The organism is Couchioplanes caeruleus (assembly GCF_003751945.1).
Taxonomy (GTDB): domain Bacteria; phylum Actinomycetota; class Actinomycetes; order Mycobacteriales; family Micromonosporaceae; genus Actinoplanes; species Actinoplanes caeruleus.
Genome location: NZ_RJKL01000001.1, coordinates 7899844 through 7918122, shown reverse-complemented (window position 1 = coordinate 7918122; position 18279 = coordinate 7899844). Strand labels below are relative to the sequence as shown.

Annotated in this window: 12 protein-coding genes and 1 pseudogene; 10 read left to right on the top strand and 3 right to left on the bottom strand. The window is 72.1% G+C overall.

The features are described 5' to 3' along the window. Window positions 1-92 precede the first annotated feature (92 nt). Window positions 93-1610 carry a sensor domain-containing diguanylate cyclase gene (locus EDD30_RS35670; RefSeq protein WP_071805865.1) on the top strand — a complete coding sequence of 506 codons (1518 nt, stop codon included), beginning with the start codon at window positions 93-95 and terminating at the stop codon, window positions 1608-1610. Between the two features lie 131 nt (window positions 1611-1741). Here EDD30_RS35670 and EDD30_RS35665 read toward each other — a convergent pair whose 3' ends face one another. Continuing rightward, a complete protein-coding gene (locus tag EDD30_RS35665; protein WP_071805866.1) occupies window positions 1742-2860 on the bottom strand; it encodes a glycerophosphodiester phosphodiesterase in 1119 nt (372 codons plus the stop codon). 216 nt (window positions 2861-3076) lie between these two features. Between EDD30_RS35665 and EDD30_RS35660 the strand changes: the two genes are divergently transcribed. Both EDD30_RS35660 and mptB read left to right on the top strand, forming a co-directional pair. Beyond that, a complete protein-coding gene (locus tag EDD30_RS35660; RefSeq protein ID WP_123678701.1) occupies window positions 3077-3691 on the top strand; it encodes a hypothetical protein in 615 nt (204 codons plus the stop codon). 96 nt (window positions 3692-3787) lie between these two features. Further along, entirely contained in the window at window positions 3788-5266 is a 1479-nt protein-coding gene (mptB, locus tag EDD30_RS35655; protein ID WP_123678700.1) for a polyprenol phosphomannose-dependent alpha 1,6 mannosyltransferase MptB, read from the top strand. Window positions 5267-5475: 209 nt separating this feature from the next. Here the strand turns inward: mptB and EDD30_RS35650 are convergent, their stop codons facing one another. Further along, the gene (locus EDD30_RS35650) at window positions 5476-8421 is read right to left on the bottom strand and encodes a glycine--tRNA ligase (RefSeq protein WP_123678699.1); all 2946 of its coding nucleotides are present in this window, start codon (window positions 8419-8421) and stop codon (window positions 5476-5478) included. A gap of 78 nt (window positions 8422-8499) precedes the next feature. Here EDD30_RS35650 and EDD30_RS41225 point away from each other — a divergent pair. The 6 genes and pseudogenes from EDD30_RS41225 to EDD30_RS35615 all read left to right on the top strand — a co-directional run. Beyond that, window positions 8500-8709, top strand: a pseudogene (locus tag EDD30_RS41225) (GGDEF domain-containing protein); the annotation flags it as partial. A 140-nt stretch (window positions 8710-8849) separates the two neighbouring features. Next, entirely contained in the window at window positions 8850-10220 is a 1371-nt protein-coding gene (locus EDD30_RS35640; RefSeq protein ID WP_123678698.1) for a pyridoxal phosphate-dependent decarboxylase family protein, read from the top strand. 201 nt (window positions 10221-10421) lie between these two features. Further along, window positions 10422-10892: a hypothetical protein gene (locus EDD30_RS35635; RefSeq protein WP_071805522.1), complete on the top strand. Its 471-nt coding sequence runs from the start codon at window positions 10422-10424 to the stop codon at window positions 10890-10892. Window positions 10893-11359: 467 nt separating this feature from the next. After that, window positions 11360-13840: a tetratricopeptide repeat protein gene (locus tag EDD30_RS35630; protein ID WP_244945516.1), complete on the top strand. Its 2481-nt coding sequence runs from the start codon at window positions 11360-11362 to the stop codon at window positions 13838-13840. 325 nt (window positions 13841-14165) lie between these two features. Next, entirely contained in the window at window positions 14166-15809 is a 1644-nt protein-coding gene (locus tag EDD30_RS35620; RefSeq protein WP_071805518.1) for a fatty acid--CoA ligase, read from the top strand. A 15-nt stretch (window positions 15810-15824) separates the two neighbouring features. Then, window positions 15825-16226 carry a hypothetical protein gene (locus EDD30_RS35615; protein ID WP_143162683.1) on the top strand — a complete coding sequence of 134 codons (402 nt, stop codon included), beginning with the start codon at window positions 15825-15827 and terminating at the stop codon, window positions 16224-16226. Window positions 16227-16242: 16 nt separating this feature from the next. Here EDD30_RS35615 and EDD30_RS35610 read toward each other — a convergent pair whose 3' ends face one another. Further along, on the bottom strand, window positions 16243-16431 hold the full coding sequence (locus EDD30_RS35610; protein WP_071805514.1) for a hypothetical protein: 189 nt from the start codon (window positions 16429-16431) through the stop codon (window positions 16243-16245). Between the two features lie 130 nt (window positions 16432-16561). Between EDD30_RS35610 and EDD30_RS35605 the strand changes: the two genes are divergently transcribed. Next, the gene (locus tag EDD30_RS35605) at window positions 16562-18271 is read left to right on the top strand and encodes a DEAD/DEAH box helicase (protein ID WP_071805512.1); all 1710 of its coding nucleotides are present in this window, start codon (window positions 16562-16564) and stop codon (window positions 18269-18271) included. The last annotated feature ends 8 nt before the right edge of the window (window positions 18272-18279 follow it).

Genomic DNA, 18279 nt, shown 5'->3' with positions numbered 1-18279 from the left:
GCCCCGACGGTGAAAACGGTAATCCTTGGTGTCGCGTACCACGTCATCGCGGGATGCTCAGGCGCGTCCTCCCGCTGCCGATTCATGGGTCCGTGACCCTCAGCAGCGCGATGCGATCCTCCGGTGGCGGCCTCGCCACCGGAACGCTGCTGCCTGAGCTCGAAGGCCAGACCCAGCTCCTTGCCGACCTCGTGGAGGTCATGACCCGGGACATCCCGTCCCTGGACCACATTCTCGCGCTCGTCGACCGCCGGCTGAGCGGGCCGTGCGGGATGACCGCGGCGACCGTGTTCACCCTCGACCCCGACGACGGCAGCCTGCGGTCCGCCGCCACGATCGGCCCCGCCGCCGCCGACGACCTGCGGGTCGCCGGCCGGGTGTTCCGCGTGTCGGCCGGGGCACCACCGGTGCGCGTCGGCGACCGTACGGCGATCCGCCTGCGCATCGGCGGCCAGACCGTCGGCGTCCTCGTGCTGACCGGCACCGACCTGGACCAGCTCCGCCCGGACGTGGCCGCGGGGACCGCCCTGCAGGTCGCCGCCACGCTGCAGGTGCTCGCCGCCGAGGTGCACCGGCAGTACACCGAGCACGCCACCAGCACCATCCGCAAGCTCTTCGAGGAGGGCGCCACGGCGACCTCCGTCGAGGCGGCCGGGCAGTTGCTCGCCAAGGCCACCGGCGAGGCGTTCCGCACCGAACGGGCGGCCGTGCATCTCGTCGGCCCGGACGGCATGATCCGCTACGCCGTCGGCGTCGGCCTCACCCAGGAGATGAGCGACGACCTGCGCCGCAACCTGGTCGGCAAGCGCGCGGCCGACTCGCCGGTGTGGCACCTGATGCAGAAGATCAACGGCCCGGTTCTGGTCTCCGACACCGAGCGCACCGACATCAGCACGGGCGGCTTCGTGCACACCATGAAGCTGCGCTCCTTCCTCGCCATGCCGCTGATGTCGGCGTCCGGCCCGGTCGGCGTCGTGCTGTGCGGCGACACCACGGTCCGCGACTGGTCCGGGCGCGACCACAGCCTCGCCCGCCAGGTCGCCATGGAGGGCGCGCTCATCGTCGACGGCGCCCGGATGCGCCAGGCCGAGCAGCAGCACGTGGCCGAGCTCACCCGCCAGGCGTACCACGACGCGCTGACCGGCCTGCCGAACCGCTCGCACCTGATGGACCGCGCGGAACGCGAGGTCGAGCTGGCGACGGCGAACGGTGGGCGGCTCGCGCTGCTCCTGCTCGACCTCGACGGCTTCAAGCGGGTCAACGACACGGTCGGCCACCACGCCGGCGACGCGCTGCTGCAGGCGGTGGGCCAGCGCCTGCAGGCGGCGGTCCGCGACCACGACGTCGTCGCCCGCCTCGGCGGCGACGAGTTCGCGATCCTGTTGACCCGCAACCCCGACGCCGCCTCGGCCGCCGCGATCGCCGGCCGCATCCACGACCGGCTCAGCGAGCCGTTCGACATCGAGGGCAGGGATGTGACGGTCGGCGCCAGCATCGGCATCGCCCTGTTCCCCTCCGACGCCGGCGACATGACCACGCTGATGCGCGGCGCCGACGCCGCGATGTACCGCGCCAAGCGCAACGGCGGCGGCGTCCGCTCCGCGGCCTGACGGCCCGCTGTCCGGGTCAGCCCGGCCCACCCCTCGGCGGGTGCTCCGCACGCGGGAAAGCCGCGACCTCCCCGACGGCCCGTTCCCGGCGGCGTCCACCGGCCGCGTGACGGCGGGTTCGCCCGGCCGCGTCAGGCCGGGGCGAGGGCCAGGTCCCGGGCCAGGACGCCGATGTCCGGCTGGTCGGTGAAGAGCCCGTCGATTCCCGTACGCAAGAACGTGACCTGCTCGTCGAGCGCCCGTCCGTACGCGATCGGATCCGTGCCGGACCGCAGCTCCGCGGGCAGGAACTGGTTCTCCGCGCGGAACGTGTACGGCATGACCCGCAGCCCCGCGGCGTGCGCGTCGGCGACCAGCCGGGTCGGCGTGCCCAGGGTGCCGTCGGCCTCGCGCGGAATGATCTGGCTCTTCTCCGGGCCGATGCCGTCGGTGTAGCGGGCGAGCTCGCGCAGCCCGCCCGGGGTCAGGTACTCGGCGTAGCTCTTCGGGTCGCCGAACGGCCCGCCGGTCGCGCTGGTCAGGAAGACCAGCGGCGCGCGGAGCCGGTGGTCGTCGTGCAGGCTCCGGAGGTTCGCCGCCTCGAACGACTGCACGAAGACGGGGGCGTCACGCCGGTTCAGCCCGCGCCGCCGCAACGCCTGGACCAGCGGGGTCTCCAGGTCCAGCCCGAGCCCCCGGAAGTAGGTGGGGTGCTTGGTCTCGGGGTAGACGCCGATCTCGCGGCCGAGCTCCCGGCAGAGCCGCTCGCGCAGCTCCAGCACCTCCTCGAAGGTCGGCACCGGGAACAGCCCGTCGTACAGGGTGTTGTGCTGGCGTACCTGAGGGATCCGCTCGGTCGCACGCAGCGTCTTCAGCTCGGCGAGAGTGAAGTCGTGCGTGAACCAACCGGTGACGGAGACCCCGTCGAGCACGACCGTACGCCGGCGCGACGCGAACCCGGGCCGCGAGGCGACGTCGGTGGTGCCGCCGATCTCCGGCTCGTGCCGCGCCACCAGCACGTGATCCTTGGTCACGACGAGATCCGGCTCGATGAAGTCGGCACCCATCCGGGCGGCCAGCTCGTACGACGCGAGGGTGTGCTCGGGCCGGTAGCCGGACGCCCCTCGATGCCCGATGACCAGCGAGCGCCGCCGGCGTGGCGCCGGCGCGGCCGCCGGGGCCGCCTGGGCCGGTGAGCCAGCCACCGCGAGCAACGCAGGCGCCCCGGAAGCGAGCGCACCCAGACACAGCACCTGTCGGCGGTCTGCCATGACATCCTCCACGAACTCACCGCCGGCGACGTTCGCCGACGTCCGGGTCGCCAGCAGTTCAGGCGATCGGTACGACATTCCGGCGACATCGTCATGACCGGCAAGGGAACTCGGCCGGAAGCCCGCCAGCCGGCCATCCCGGCCGCCTGATTGAGGTAGGCGTGTAACGGGAATGAGACAATAGAGACGACATCGACGGTTCGTCGTGAGGTGCCCATGGGATTTCTCGAGCGTCGCACCAGGGCGGACGACCGGTACGGGACCAAACCCGGGCCCGCTTCGTCCGGCTCGAACGAACCCCTGTACGCGCCCCGCCTGCACCCCGACCCGCGTCCCTCCACGCCACCTCCGGTGCCGCCCGTCTCCGAGCCGCGCGAGGAGGTCCGCAGCGACCTCACCCTGGTGCTGGGCCACTCCGTCCTCGAGGACCGCGTCCAGCAGATCTGCCGGGAGTACGGCCTCGTCTCCCCCTCCGGAGTAACGATGGGCGCCGCCCTGTCCCGCTCCTACCTGGCCCGGGAGTCCGGGGTGGAGCTAGCCGCCGACGCGCACGGCATGGTGACGACGGTCTTCCTGCACTTCCACGGCGACGACGGGTTCATCGCCTACCGCGGCGAGATTCCCGGCGGCGCCGGCACCATCCCCCAGCGCACCGCCCTGTGGGAGCGGCTCGGCCGCCCGGACGAGATGGGCGAGCCGTATCACGACCGCTTCCTCGGCGACTACGGACCGTGGGACCGGTGGATGCTGCCGGGCTTCCACCTGCACGCCCAGTTCACCCCGGACGGCGAAACCCTGGCCCGCATCACCCTGACCCCGCCCGGCCGCTGACCCCAACAGCCTCGCCCAAAGTGACGGTCGTCACCACCACCCGAAAACCGCCGGCACCCGATGATCGTCTAGCCGGGTGTGAGACACAGTGCCGCTGTGCTGGACTTTCGTCCCGGCACCTCCCCCGAAGCCGTCCCGTCTCCGCCGCCCGCTCCCCCGCGGCGGTCACCGGTATCCCACGCCGTCATCACCGGCTGTATCGGCAGCATCGTCATGGTGGCCGCCGCCTCCGGCCGTGTCCTGCCCATGCCGGCGGCCGTGGCACTGAGCGTGACCGGCATGGCTCTGGTCGTCGCCGCCTGGCTGCTCCTGGGACGTCAGCACCGCCGGCTCCCGGCCCGGGTCCTGTTCGCCGTCGCGGCCGCCTGGGGCCTCCCCCTCCTGGCCGCCCCTCCCCTGTTCAGCGGCGACGTCTGGAGCTACCTCGCCCAGGGAGTGATCGCGGCGACCGGGCAGGACCCGTACACCCTGGGCCCGCTGCAGGCGCTCGGGCCCGCCTCCCCGGTGACGCAGCAGGTGAGCCCCTACTGGATCGAGACGCCGGCGCCGTACGGTCCGGCATGGATGGTCCTCTCCCGAACTGTCGCGATGCTGACCGGCGAGCATCTTGTGGCCGGCGTGTTGCTGTACCGCCTGATCGCCCTCATCGGCGTCGCCCTGATCGCCTGGGCCCTGCCACGCCTCGCCCGGCGCTCAGGCGCCGAGCCGTCGTCCGCCCTGTGGCTGGGCCTGCTCAACCCGCTGGTGCTCTGGCACCTCGTGGCGGGCGCGCACAACGACGGCATCATGCTCGGACTGCTGCTGTGCGGGACGGAGATCGCCCTCCAAGGAGCGGACCGCACCCGGACCGCCGCCACACTGCGGATCGCCGCCGGACTGACGATGCTCACGGTCGCCGCCAACATCAAGGTCGTCGGCTTCGCCGCGGTGTGCTGCCTGACCGCGGAACTGGCCCGGCGCCGAGGCAACCCTCTCGCGACGGCACTGACCACGCTGTCCGCCGCCGCCACCGTCACTGCGGCCATCTCCCTCGGCTCCGGCCTCGGCTTCGGCTGGATCGGCGCGATCCATTCCAGCACCGCCGTGCATAGCTGGCTGGCACCGACCAACATGGCCGGTTTCCTCGCCGGCGGCCTGGGCAAGCTGACCGGCGCGGAGATCACCGACACCGCCATCACGGTCGCCGTGACCATCGGCGCCGCCGTCTGCGCCGTCGTGGTCACCCGCCTGCTGTGGGCGACGTACCAAGGCCGCCTCGGCCCGGTCCGCGGCCTCGGCCTGGTCTTCGCCGCCGTCGTCCTGTGCGGACCGGTGGTCCAGCCGTGGTATCTCCTGTGGGCCCTGCTACCCCTCGCCGCCGCGGCCCGGAAACGTCACGACCGCACGATCGTCGCCAGGGCCGGCGCCCTGATCGCCGTAGCCCTGCCCCCGAACGGACACGGCGCGGCACTGCTCATCGGCGGCTACCTTGCCGCGGCCCTGCTGCTCGGCGCAACGGCCCTGCTGCTACGTCGATCCGGCGCCGACATGGACATCCGCCGCTGTGCGGAACACCGCCCCACCGGCCGGCCGTGACGCGCCTCTCCGTCAGCGCGGAAGGTCCTCGATCATCGGCAGTCGAACAGATAGGTGCCGAAAAAGCCCACTGTCGCCTCCTGCCGGGCTCTGCCGCGAACGCTGCTCGCCACCAAGCAGGATCATGCCAGCAGAGGATCACCTCACGCTTGTCGCGCCAGAGCCGAGTTCCGGACCCGCCTGTGCTGCGTCCGAACTGACCCGCCGCCCTACAGGCGCAACTGCTGCCAGTCCAGCAGGCTCTCGCCCAGGTCCCGGACCGCGGCCAGCAGACCCAGCCGGGCCGCGCGGACCTCCGCGTCGTCGGCCATCACGAACACCTCGGCGAAGAACCGTTCCACCGGCCCGGTGAGCGGCGCCGCCACCGCGGTGAAGCGACCCAGGTCCGTCGTGCCGTCCAGGGTGTCGCGCACCGCGGTCACCGTCGAGTGCAGAGCCTGCTCGACGGGTTCGGTGAGCCGGGCCGGGTCGTAGCCGGCCGGGGTGCCGTCCGGGACGATGCGGCGGGCTCGCTGGATCGCCTCGGCCAGCTTGCGGAAGTCCGGCTCCGCGGCGAGCCGGCCGAGCTGTGCGAGCAGCCGGTCCGCGACCGACGGGCGGCCGGCGTGCGGCAGCACGGCGCGGACCCGGTCGACCGGGTGGCCCTCCTCGGTGAGGACCTGCTCGAGGCGTCGGGTGAGGAATTCCCGGACGTCGGCGAGCACGGCCGGGCCGACGTCGACGGGCTGCCGCGCCCCCGCCCAGGCCAACGCGTCGACCAGGTCTAGTGCGGACAGGTCCGGGTGGGCGCGGTGCACCGCGATCAGGCCGAGCACGGCGCGGCGGACCGCGAATGGGTCACTGCTGCCGGTGGGCAGGCCCACCGTGGCGGCGAGGCCCGTGATCAGGTCCAGGCGGTCGGCCATGGACAACAGCGCTCCCGGTACGGAGCCAGGCAGGTCGTCGCCGGCGTGACGGGGCAGCTCGGCCTCGTACAGTGCTTGCGCCACCGCCGGGGACTCGCCCGCGTGGATTGCGTAGTCGCGGGCCATCACGCCGGCGAGGCTGGTCATCTCGGTGACGAGCTGGGCGCCGAGGTCGAACTTGACCAGTTCGCCCGCGCGGTCGGCGGTCGAGTCGTCGGCCTCGCTCACTCCGGCCGCCGAGGCGAGCACGGCGGTGAGCCCGTCGATGCGCGCCGCCCGGTCGGCCATCGAACCGAGCTTGTCGGTGAAGGTCAGGCGCCGCAGCCGCTCGCGCATCGCCGCGAGGGGTGTGGCCCGGTCGGCGCGGTAGAAGAACGCCGCGTCCTCGTAGCGGGCGCGCAGGACCGCCTCGTTGCCGGCCCGGACCAGGTCGGCGTCGACCGGGCCATTGGCCACGGTGACGAACATGGGCAACAGGGCGCCGCCGTCACCGCGTACGGGAAGGTAACGCTGGTGTTTGCGCATGACCGTGGTGAGCACGGCATCGGGCAGGTCGAGGTGGCGTTCGGAGAAACGGCCCAGCAGCGGGGTGGGCTGTTCCACCAGGTAGGTGATCTGGTCGATCAGCTCGCTCTCGGCGGCGACGTCCACGTTGCCCTCGTCGTACACGAGTTCCTGCGCGCCGGAGACGATCAGCTCGCGGCGGTCGTCGGGGTCGGCGACGATGCCGTGCACGGAGATGGTCTCCATGAAGGTCTCGGCCGACGCGATCCGCAGCACCGGCGTCACGGCCGTCCGCAGGATCCGGGTCTCGCGGCCCGAGCGCAGCGCGCCCACCGCGACCGGGACGACGTCGTCGCCCCAGAGGGCGACCAGCCAGCGGACCGGCCGGGTGAAGGTCAGCCTCGGGTCGTTCCAGCGCATGTTGCGCGCCGAGCGCAGTCCCGCGACGACCTTTGCGAGCACGCCGGCGAGGACGCCGGGTGCGGCGCCGCCGGGCACGTGCCGCCGCACGACCATCTGGCCGTCGACGGTCTCCAGCGATTCCACGGGTACGCCCTGAGCACGCGCGAAGCCCTCGCGGGCCTGCGCCGGTGCCGTGGTCCGCGGCCCCTTCACGGTGTGCGTGTGGTCGTCCTCGCGGGCCGCGACCCCGCCGACGACCGCGATGAGCCGGCGCGGGGTGGCGTACACCCTGACCTCGCCGTGGCCGAGCCGGGTCGCGGCGAGCTGACCGGTGAGCTCGCGCCGCACCTGTTCGCGCGCGGCGCGGGCCTCGGCGGGCGGCATCTCCTCGGTGCCGATCTCCAGCACCAGCATCCGCGGGCGCTGCGCACCGCCGGCGACGGCCACCGGTTCGGCCTGCTCGGGCAGCGGTCCGGCGACGCCCAGCGGGTGGCCGAGCTCCACCCGGCGCGCCACCCAGAGGCGGGCGACGTCGCCGGCGAGCCGGCGCATCCGGGCGAACTCGGCGGCCCGGTCGGCGGTGGACACCGCGCCGCGCGCGTCGAGCACGTTGAACGCCTGCGAGCACTTGAGAACGTACGTGTGCGCGGGCACCGGCAGGCCCGCGTCGATCATCCGTTGCGCCTCGGTCGCGGACAGCTCCAGGAGGTGCCGCTGGGCCGTCACGTCCGCGTCGTCGAGGTAGTAGCGCGACATCTCGTACTCGGACTGGCCGAAGAGCTCGCCGTAGCTGACACCGGGCCCGTACTCGATGTCCTTGACGTGGGTGGCGCCCTGCAGGGCCATGAGGATGCGCTCGACGCCGTACGTGATCTCGACCGAGACCGGCGCCAGATCGATCCCGCCGGCCTGCTGGAAGTAGGTGAACTGGGTGATCTCCAGCCCGTCGAGCCACACCTCCCAGCCCAGCCCCCACGCGCCCAGGGCGGGCGACGCCCAGTTGTCCTCGACGAACCGCACGTCGTGAGCGGCGACGTCGATGCCGAGCGCGGTGAGGCTGCCCAGGTAGAGCTCCTGCGGGTTGCCGGGATCCGGCTTGAGGACCACCTGGAGCTGGGTGTGGGTCTGCAACCGGTTCGGATTCTCGCCGTAGCGGGAGTCGTCCGGCCGCACGGACGGCTCGGGATACACGACACGCCACGGCTCCGGCCCCAGCACGCGCAGGAACGTCGCGGGGTTGAGCGTGCCTGCACCCACCTCGGTGTTCATCGGCGGGACGACCAGACACCCTTGATCACGCCAGTACGCCGTGAGCCGCGCGAGCGCATCCTGCATGGTGAGCATGGGGCCTCAGTCTAGTGCTGGGGCCGGCCCGGGATCCGAATCCGCCGGGATGTCGCGGGACCCGCGCCCCCCGGCGAGGTGCGGGCGATCCGTGCCAGCGCAGTGCAGGGAGCGGTGGGACCGGCCCTGGCGCTGACCGGTTGCCTCGACCGGCGTGGCTTCGACGAGCGCCTCCACGCGGAACCGGCCGCGAGCGAGCGCGGCGGCCGACCGCTGACCCTCGTCCTGATCGACCTGGACCGGTTCAAGGAGATCAACGACCGCTACGGTCACCAGGCCGGGGATGAGCTGCTGACCTGGACCGGCACGGCCACGACTTCGACCGCCTTCACGCCCACGCCGACGCGGCCCTCTACCGCCGGAAGGCACGGTCCAGGAGCCCGGAATTGGCCACGATCGGATTCCGGGCGGCCGCCTAGCGTAGGAGCATGCATCCTCGACTCGCCGACGACCTCGCGACGTTCCCCGCACTGCTGGAGTCCATCCGCCGATTGGCCGTCGACGTGCTCGACGGACTGGACGACCGTCCCGCGGCCCACTCGCCCGCACAGCAGCCGGCGATGCCGCTGCCGGCGGACGGGGCCGGGCTGGCCGGGGCCCTGGCGAGCTTCGCCGACCGGTGGGCGCCCGGGTTCTCCGGCAGCGCCGGACCCCGGTACCTGGGTTTCGTCACCGGCGGTGCCACCCCGGCCGGACTGGCCGGCGACTGGCTGACCGGCGTCTTCGACCAGAACGCGGGGCCGGAGATCGGCTCGTCGGCCGGCGATCTGGAGCGGGAGACACTCGGCTGGCTGCGCGAGCTGTTCGGCCTGCCGGACGGGCACGGCGGCGCCTTCGTCAGCGGCGCCACCATGTCCAACATGGTGGGTCTGGCGATCGGCCGGGAGTGGCTGGGCGAACGGCTCGGCGTGGACGTCGCCCAGCAGGGCGTCGCGGCACTCGGCGAGACGGCGGTGTTCTCCGGCGCACCGCACTCCAGCATCTTCAAGGCACTGTCCATGCTGGGTCTGGGCCGCGGTGCGCTGCGGCAGGTGCCGGTCCGGCCGGACCGCGAAGCGGTCGACGTGGCGGCGCTGCGCGCCGCGCTGGCGGCCCGCGCCGGCCGCCCGGCGATCGTGGTCGCCAACGCCGGCACCGTGAACACCGTCGACTACGACGATCTGCGGGCGATCGTCGAGCTGCGCCGGGAGTACCCGTTCTGGCTGCACGTCGACGCGGCGTTCGGCGCCTTCGCCGCGCTGAGCCCCGCGCACGCGCCGCTGCTCGACGGGCTGGCCGAGGCCGACTCGATCTGCGTCGACCTGCACAAGTGGCTGAACGTCCCGTACGACTCGGCGGTGCAGTTCACGCGCCGGACGGACCTGCAGCTGAAGGTGTTCAGCAACGCCGCCGCGTACCTCGGCCCGCTGACCGAGCGGCCCGACTTCCTGCACCACACCCCGGAGAACTCGCGCCGCCTGCGGGCGCTGGCCGCCTGGTTCTCGCTCGCGGCCTACGGCCGTGACGGGCACCGCGACATCGTGACCCGCAACATCGCGTCCGCCCAGCGGGTCGGTGCGCGCCTCGCGGAGCTGCCCGGGGTCCGGCTGCTGGCCCCGGTACGACTGAACGTCGTCTGCCTGGCCCTCCCGGGCGACCAGGCCGCGGCGGCCCGGACCATCGCGGAGACCGGCGAAGCGTTCGTGACACCCACGGTGTACGCCGGCACACCGGCGCTGCGGCTCGCCTTCTCCAACTGGCGTACCGGCGAGGCGGACGAGGACCGCATCGTCGCCGCGGTGCGCCGCGCGCTGCCGTGACCTCCGCCCTCGGCCGCGGTGGGAGGTGGGCGAGGACCGGTACCTCGCGCTGACCGGTGAGAAAAGGCTGGGGCCTGATCCAGGAGGGCGGGACCGGGTGGTTCGGCGTTTCTGTCCGTCGAGGCGGCAATCAGGCGACTCATCTCCGGTAGCCGAGACGAGGATCCCTCGCGCCCGCAGGCCGGGGCAGAATACTGCGCCATGGACTCGTCATTGACGGCTGTCGGGCTGCCGATCGCGCTCGGCATCATCATGCTCGGCCTCGGGCTGGGCCTGGCCGTGGCGGATTTCCGCCGCGTGGTGCGGTATCCCAGACCGGCGCTGATCGCGCTCGGCTGCCAGGCACTGCTGCTGCCCGCGCTCTGCTTCGGTCTGGTCCTCGCGCTGGACCTGCCGCCCGCACCGGCGGTCGGCATGATGCTGCTCGCCGCGTCGCCCGGCGGCGCGCCGAGGCTGGCCGGGGTCGGCAGACGCGAATCGATCGCCGCCGGCATGGAGATCGGCATCCACAACAGCACCCTGGCGATCACCATCGCGATCAGCCCCACCTTGCTGAACAGCACCGAGATGGCGATTCCCGCCGCGGTGTACGGCCTCGTCATGTTCTTCACCGCCACCGCCTTCGGATACCTCGTCACCGGGCGGCAGGACCGAGCGAGCCTCCCCGCGTGATCCTGCCGGCGCGAAGAGTGCGCGCACTGACCTGCCCAGGTGGCGACCGGCGGGAAACCGGTCGCCACCCGCATTCACATCAGTAGAGCCATTGCTGGTTGACGGCTCCGGAGCAGGTCCACATCAGCACCGGATCGGGTCGCCGAATTGTCGGGACGAAAGTCAGACGCCTTCTCGAATCCCTGTGTACGTCCTTCAGATGTGTGGGGTTCCTGCGTCGTCGCGCGTCAGCGCAGCGGTGACGGCCGCTCGAATCGATGCTTCACTTTTCTCTCCCGTCGATGGTCGTGTGCTCCCCTTTCTCGATCGGCCCGGTGAGGTGCCGACGTCGGAGGGGGTTCCGTCATGGGTCCGACGGCGTGAAGTGTCTTTGGAGGACTGTCGTCGGTGGTGCGGTCGCTAGCCTCGAACCCTGGAACATCGGATTCGGTCGATGGGGGTGGGTGATGCCGCGGTCAGGGGAGCCGGTGACCACCACGCCGGTGGACGCCTTCACCACGCTGCCTGATCCGGCGCAGGCGAGTAGCCTCGCCGATCTCGTCAAGCGGTTGCGGTTGTTGAAGGTCTGGGCCGGTAACCCCTCCTACGGGACGATCAAGGATCGGATCAACGCGGCCTGGACCGCGGCGGGCCGGCCGGCCGGTGAGCTGGTGTGCAAATCGACCGTCGCGTACTGCTTCCGGCCCGGTCGTCGCCGGTGGGACACCGACCTGGTGATCGCGGTGATCCAGGCGCTGCATCCCGACACCGGGTACGTGGCCCTGTGGCGCCAGGCGTTGCGGGTGATCGGCGGGGAGATCGAAGCGGTGTCTCGGGTCCGGGTTCAGGACAGCCTGCCGCAGGACCTCGACGGGTTCACCGGCCGCACCGGCGAACTCGACCGACTCCGCTGCGCGGTACAGGGCGGGAAGGCGGTGGTTGTCTCCGCGATCGAGGGGATGGCCGGGGTCGGCAAGACCCGGCTCGCCGTCCACGCCGGACACCTCCTTCACCGGGAGCAGCCGTTCGAGCGGGTGCTGTTCGTCGACCTGCGCGGGTTCGATCCCGACCCGGCCCAGCCGCCGGCCGACCCGGCCGCGGTCCTGGACGGGTTTCTGCGCCTGCTCGGGGTGCCCGGCCAGCAGATACCGCACGGTCTGGAAGCGCGCGCCGCCGCCTACCGCGGCCGCCTCGCCGGCACCCGCGCCCTGGTGGTGCTGGACAACGCCGCCACCACCGAGCAGGTCCGCCCGCTGCTGCCGGCCACACCGGGGTGTCTCACCCTGGTCACCAGCCGGCGCCGCCTGGCCGACCTGCACCCCGCGACCCACCTGTCCGTGGACGCCTTCAACCCCGACGAGGCACTGGCATTCCTGGCCCGGACGGTACCCGGGGTTCCCGCCGGCTCCGATCCGCGCGCCGCGGACCGCATCGCCCGGCGCTGCGGCTACCTGCCGCTGGCTCTGGGCCTGGTCGCCGGGCACATCCGCAACACGCCGGGCTGGACGCTGACCGATCACGCCGACCGGCTCGACGAACGCCACCACGACCGGCGTCTGGACACCGGCATCGAACTCGCCCTCACCCTGTCCTACCAGCACCTACCCGCCGACCAGCGGCGACTGCTGCGCCTGCTCGCCCTGCACCCCGGACAGGACCTGGACGCGTACGCCGCCGCAGCTTTGGCCGACACCGACCTGGACACCGCCCGGGCTCGCCTGCACCACCTGCGCGACGATCACCTGCTCGAGCAGGCCGCCCCCGGCCGGTACACCTTCCACGACCTCACCCGTGCCTACGCCACGATCCGCGCCACCGACGAAGAACCTCCGCCCGCCCGCCGCGCCGCGCTGACCCGCCTCTTCGACCACTACCTCGCCACATCTGCGGCCGCCATGAACACCCTGCACCCGGCCGAAGCACTCATTCGGCCCCGGATCCTCCCAGCCGGTACCCCCACCCCGGAGCTGCCCGACCCCGACAGCGCGCGAGAGTGGTTGGACACCGAACGGCCCGCCCTGGTAGCGGTCGCTGTCCACACCGCCACGCGCGGCTGGCCGGCCCACACCACCCTGCTCTCGCGCGTACTGCAACGCTATCTAGCCGCCGGCGGCCACAATGCCGACGCAGTGATGGTGCACGGTCACGGCCACCATGCCGCTCGTCAGAGCGGCGACCCGATCGGACAGGCCCATGGCCTGATCGACATCGGCTTCACTTACGGGCGGCTCGGCCGGTACGGGTGGGCCGCCGAGTCCCTGCAGGAGGCCGTGAATCTGTTCCGGCACGCCGACCACCTGGCCGGCCAGGGCCGCGCCTCCGACAACCTCGGCGACGGTGACGAGCCACCGGGCCGTCATCAGATGGCCATCGACCGCAGTGCGCAGGCCCTGACCGTGTTCCGGCAGGTGGACGACCGCGTCGGCGAAGCCTACGCGCTGGAAGGTCTCGGCCTGATACATCTGGAGTTGGGCCGGCCCGGGTCGGCCGCCGGCCATCTCCAGAGGGCCCTGGCCCTGTTTCTGCAGGTGGGCGATCATGCCGGCGAAACGTGGACGCATGAAGGCCTCGGCCTCCTCCACACCCGCCTCGGCCACCCGGTCGAAGCCGCCGAGCACTACCACCAGGCCCTGGCCATCTGCCGCGCCGCCGGCGACCGGTACGGCGAGGCCCGAGTGCTCAACAGCCTCGGTGAAGCCGCCCACACAGCCGGCCGTCCCTGCGACGCCCTGAACCACCACACCGCTGCCCACGCCGTCGTCGCCGACACCGGTGATCGTCCGCAACAGGCTCGCGCCCTCACCGGCATCGGCCACGCCCACCGCGCCCTCGGCAACCGGGTCCTCGCCCGCGAGCACTACCGGTACGCATTGGCCCTCTACACCGGCCTCGGCCGGCCCGAGGCCTACCAGACCCGCGCTCACCTGGCCGATGTGGACCCCACCGCAACCAGCTCCGAACGGCAATAGCGGTCCTCGGGCGTCGGCGTCCCGGGGCGTCGTCCGAACTCGTCCGAACTCCGCCTGCGCCGGGAATCGACGCCCGACACTCGACGACGATGCTTGGACAATCACGTAACGGCGGCCGGTCGACGATCGCGGCGCAGAGCCGCGGGGCGGTGACGGTCCCGGTCCCTCCGGAGAAGGCTTCGGGGGACGCGATGGCGACGCAGGCCTTCCCCCTCGCGGTCGGTCAGAACTCGGAAGGGAAGTTCGGCGCCGCGTCGATCAAATTCCATGTGGCCGAGCTCGTCAGTAGCGACGTAGACCCATTCCCGACGACCCGAGGTGACGCATGCGAAGCACGATGATGGACACCCCGTTGCAGGTATCCCGCCTGTTGGAGCACGGCAGTACGGTCCACGCCACCGCCGAGGTGGTCACCTGGACCGGCACGGACAGCGGTCCCTCGCGCATCACGTTCGCCGAGGTGGGCCGCCAGGCCGCCAGGCTGGCACATGCCCTTCGCGACGACCTCGGCATCACCGGCGACCAGCGGGTCGCCACGCTGATGTGGAACAACGCCGAGCACCTGGTGGCGTACCTGGCCGTGCCCAGCATGGGCGCGGTGCTGCACACCCTCAATATCCGGCTCTTCCCCGAGCAGCTCGTCTACATCGCCCACCACGCCATGGACCGCGTGGTGATCGTCGACTCCGCGTTGATCCCGCTGCTGGTCGGCATCCTGCCGCACCTGAGCACCGTCGAGCACGTCATCGTCTGCGGCGACGCAGACCTCTCGGCACTGCGCAAGGAGGACGTGGGGGTGCACCGCTGGAACGACCTGCTCGCCGGCAGACCCGACGGCTACGACTGGCCGGTCGTGGACGAGGACGACGCCGCCGCGCTGTGCTACACCTCCGGCACGACCGGCAACCCCAAGGGCATCGCGTACTCGCATCGCTCCGTCTACCTGCACTCGATGGAAGTGTGCATGGCCGAGACGTTCGGGCTGAGCCCGGCGACGCGCGCGCTGTGCATGGTGCCGATGTTCCACGCGATGGCCTGGGGCCTGCCCTACGCCGCGCTGATGAGCGGCAGTTCCCTGATCATGCCGGACCGGTTCCTGCAGGCCGCACCGCTGGCCGCGATGATCGCCGGCGAGCGGCCCACCCTCGCCGGCGCGGTGCCGACCATCTTCGCCGACCTGCTGGCCCACCTCGACGCCGCGCCGGTCGACACCTCCTCGCTGCGGGAGGTCATCGTCGGCGGCTCCGCCTGCCCGCCTGCGTTGATGCACGCGTTCTCCGAACGGCACGACATCGAGGTGATCCATGCCTGGGGCATGACCGAGACCTCACCCCTGGGCTCGGTAGCGCGCCCTCCCGCGGGCGTCAACAGAGCCGAGGCGTGGGCCTACCGCTACACGCAGGGACGGGTGCCGGCAGGCGTCCAGGCACGCATCGTGGACCCGGCCGGCGAGGTGATGCCCGTCGACGGCAGGGCCGTGGGCGAGTTGGAGGTCCGCGGCCCGTGGATCACCGCCGGCTACCTGGCCGAAGGCGAGTCCGACCCGGAGAAGTTCCGCGACGGCTGGCTGCGCACCGGCGACGTCGGCACGCTGTCCGCTGACGGGTACGTCACCCTGACCGATCGGGCCAAGGACGTCATCAAGTCCGGTGGGGAGTGGATCAGCTCGGTGGAGCTGGAGAACGCGATCATGGCGCATCCGGCGGTTCTCGAAGCGTGCGTGGTCGGCGTCCCGGATGACAAGTGGGGTGAACGTCCACTCGCCGCGGTCGTGATCAACGAGGATGCGCAGGTCGACGGCGACGCGCTGCGCGGCTTCCTCGCCGACAAGCTGGCCCGCTGGCAACTGCCGGAGCGGTGGGCATTCATCGAGGCGGTGCCCAAGACCAGCGTCGGCAAGTTCGACAAGCGGCGGATACGCGCCGACTACGCCGCCGGCGACCTCCCGGTGACACGGACCGACGGGTAAGGCACCACGGAGGTGGTGCCGGACGCTCCGGCGACAAGCGAACCGGCCGTCCAGGGCGCCCAGGCATCGCCCCCGCCGAACCAGCAATACCAGCACGGCCGGCTCATCCGCGACGTGCGCAGCGCGGCCGCGTGCGACCCGGCCGCGCTGCTGCGCACCGTGCAGATGGCCTACGGCCGGACCCGGTTCTCCACCGAGACGATGACCGTCCTGGCCCGCCGCTGCAGGCCCGGCACCGCCTGCTCGCCGACCTGGATGCGGACCTGCTGTCCCGGATCCGCGACGCGCTCGGCGCCCACTGCGTCGGCGACCACCGCCATCGAGGTCGGCTGCGGCGTACATCTGCAGGCGATCGTGGCCCGCGCCGGCGCCGAAGGGCGTGCCCGTCGGCCCGACGAGCCACCGCGTCCGCTCTGATCGTGCCCGGACGGGGTCAGCCGCTTCGGCGGTTGCCGTACTGGCGGGGGTTCTGCACGGTGCCGGTGCGGATCGGCCGCCGTCCCTCGTTGCTCACCGGGGCGCTCCCGGTCTTCTTGCCCTTGGCCCGGCGTGCGGCACGGTTGGCGAACGGCTCGGGCAGGTCCTCGGATCCGGGTTCTGCCTCGGGGGCGGTGTCGGACATCGGTGACTCCTCGGGTGTCGGGATCGGCAGGCTGCTGACACGCGGTGTCCGCGATGTGCTGAAGGTAGCGCAGGCCGTGCCTGCCGAGGCGGCCGGATGACGAAGACGGCCTCGGCATATCCTTGCCGGCATGGACGAGAACCCGATCGGTTCCGAGGCGGGTTTCGCCGGACTGGGGTTGCGGGCGGAGCTGCTCCGTGCCCTGACCAATCTGGGCTACGAGGAACCGACACCGATCCAGCAGGAGTCGATTCCCCCGCTGGTGGCAGGCAACGACCTGGTCGGGCAGGCGGCGACCGGCACCGGCAAGACGGCTGCCTTCGCCCTGCCCCTGCTGCAGCGGCTGGAGGAGGGCGCCCGGGATGCCGGGCCGGCGGCGCTCGTTCTCGTGCCCACCCGCGAACTGGCCGAGCAGGTGTCGCAGGCGGTCCACCGGTACGGCCGCGACCTGGGCGTGCGCGTCCTGCCCGTGTACGGCGGGCAGCCGATCGGCCGGCAGCTCCAGGCGCTGCGCCGCGGGGTGGACGTCGTCGTCGGGACGCCGGGGCGGGTGCTCGATCACATCGAACGGGCGACGCTGCGGCTCGGGGACGTGCGTACCGTCGTCCTCGACGAGGCGGATGAGATGCTCGACATGGGCTTCGCCGACGACATCGAGGCGATTCTCGACGAGACTCCCGAGGACCGACAGACGGTGCTCTTCTCCGCGACGATGCCGCCCCGCATCGACAGCATCGCGCGCCGCCATCTGCGTGATCCGGTCCGGATCACGATGGGTCGGGAGGTCGTCACACCGGGTGACATGCCTCTGGTGCGACAGAGCGCCTACATCGTGGCCCGCGCGCACAAGGCGGCCGCTCTGGGGCGGATCCTGGACGTGGAGGCGCCCTCGTCGGCGATCGTCTTCTGCCGCACCCGGCAGGAGGTGGACGAGGTCACCGAGACCTTGAACGGGCGCGGGTACCGCGCGGAGGCTTTGCACGGCGGGATGAGCCAGGATCAACGCGACCGTGTCATGGGGCGGCTGCGCTCCGGCAGCACCGAGCTGCTCGTCGCGACGGACGTGGCGGCCCGGGGCCTCGATGTCGAGCAGTTGACCCACGTCATCAACGTCAACGTGCCGGTGGCGCCCGAGGCGTACGTGCACCGCATCGGCCGGGTGGGCCGGGCCGGGCGCGAGGGTTCCGCGATCACTCTGGCGGAACCCCGGGAACAGCGGATGCTCAAGTCCATCGAACGGCTGACCGGACGGCGCATCACCCTGGAGCGGCTTCCCACCGTGACGGATCTGCGGGCCCGGCGTCTGGAACTGACCCGCGCGGCCCTGCAGGCCAGCCTGGAAGCCGACGATCTGGAACGGTTCCGCGTCGTGATCGACTCGCTCGCGGACGAGTTCGACGTCGAGAACATCGCGCTCGCCGCGGTCAAGCTCCTGCACGAGGCGGCCGGCGGTGACGCCGCCGAGGAGGAGATCCCGGAAGCGACGCCACCGCGGCGCAGCCACGATCGTGACGCCCGGGGAGAAAGGACGGACCGTGACAGCCGGGGAGGCGGGACGGATCGTGACACCCGAAGAGGCGGGAGCGGACGCGATTCCGGCGTGACCCGGCTGTTCTTCGGCATCGGCCGGCGGGCGGGGTTGCGCCCCCAGGATCTCGTCGGTGCGATAGCCGGCGAGTCCGGCCTCGGAGCCCGCGAGATCGGAGCCATCCAGATCACCGATCGCTTCGCACTGGTGGAGGTTCCCGAGTCGGAAGCCGACTCGGTCATCGCGGCCATGCAGAACGCCACCATCCGGGGCCGCCGGCCCACGGTTCGCCGGGAACGCTTCGTCCGGTAGCCCGGGCA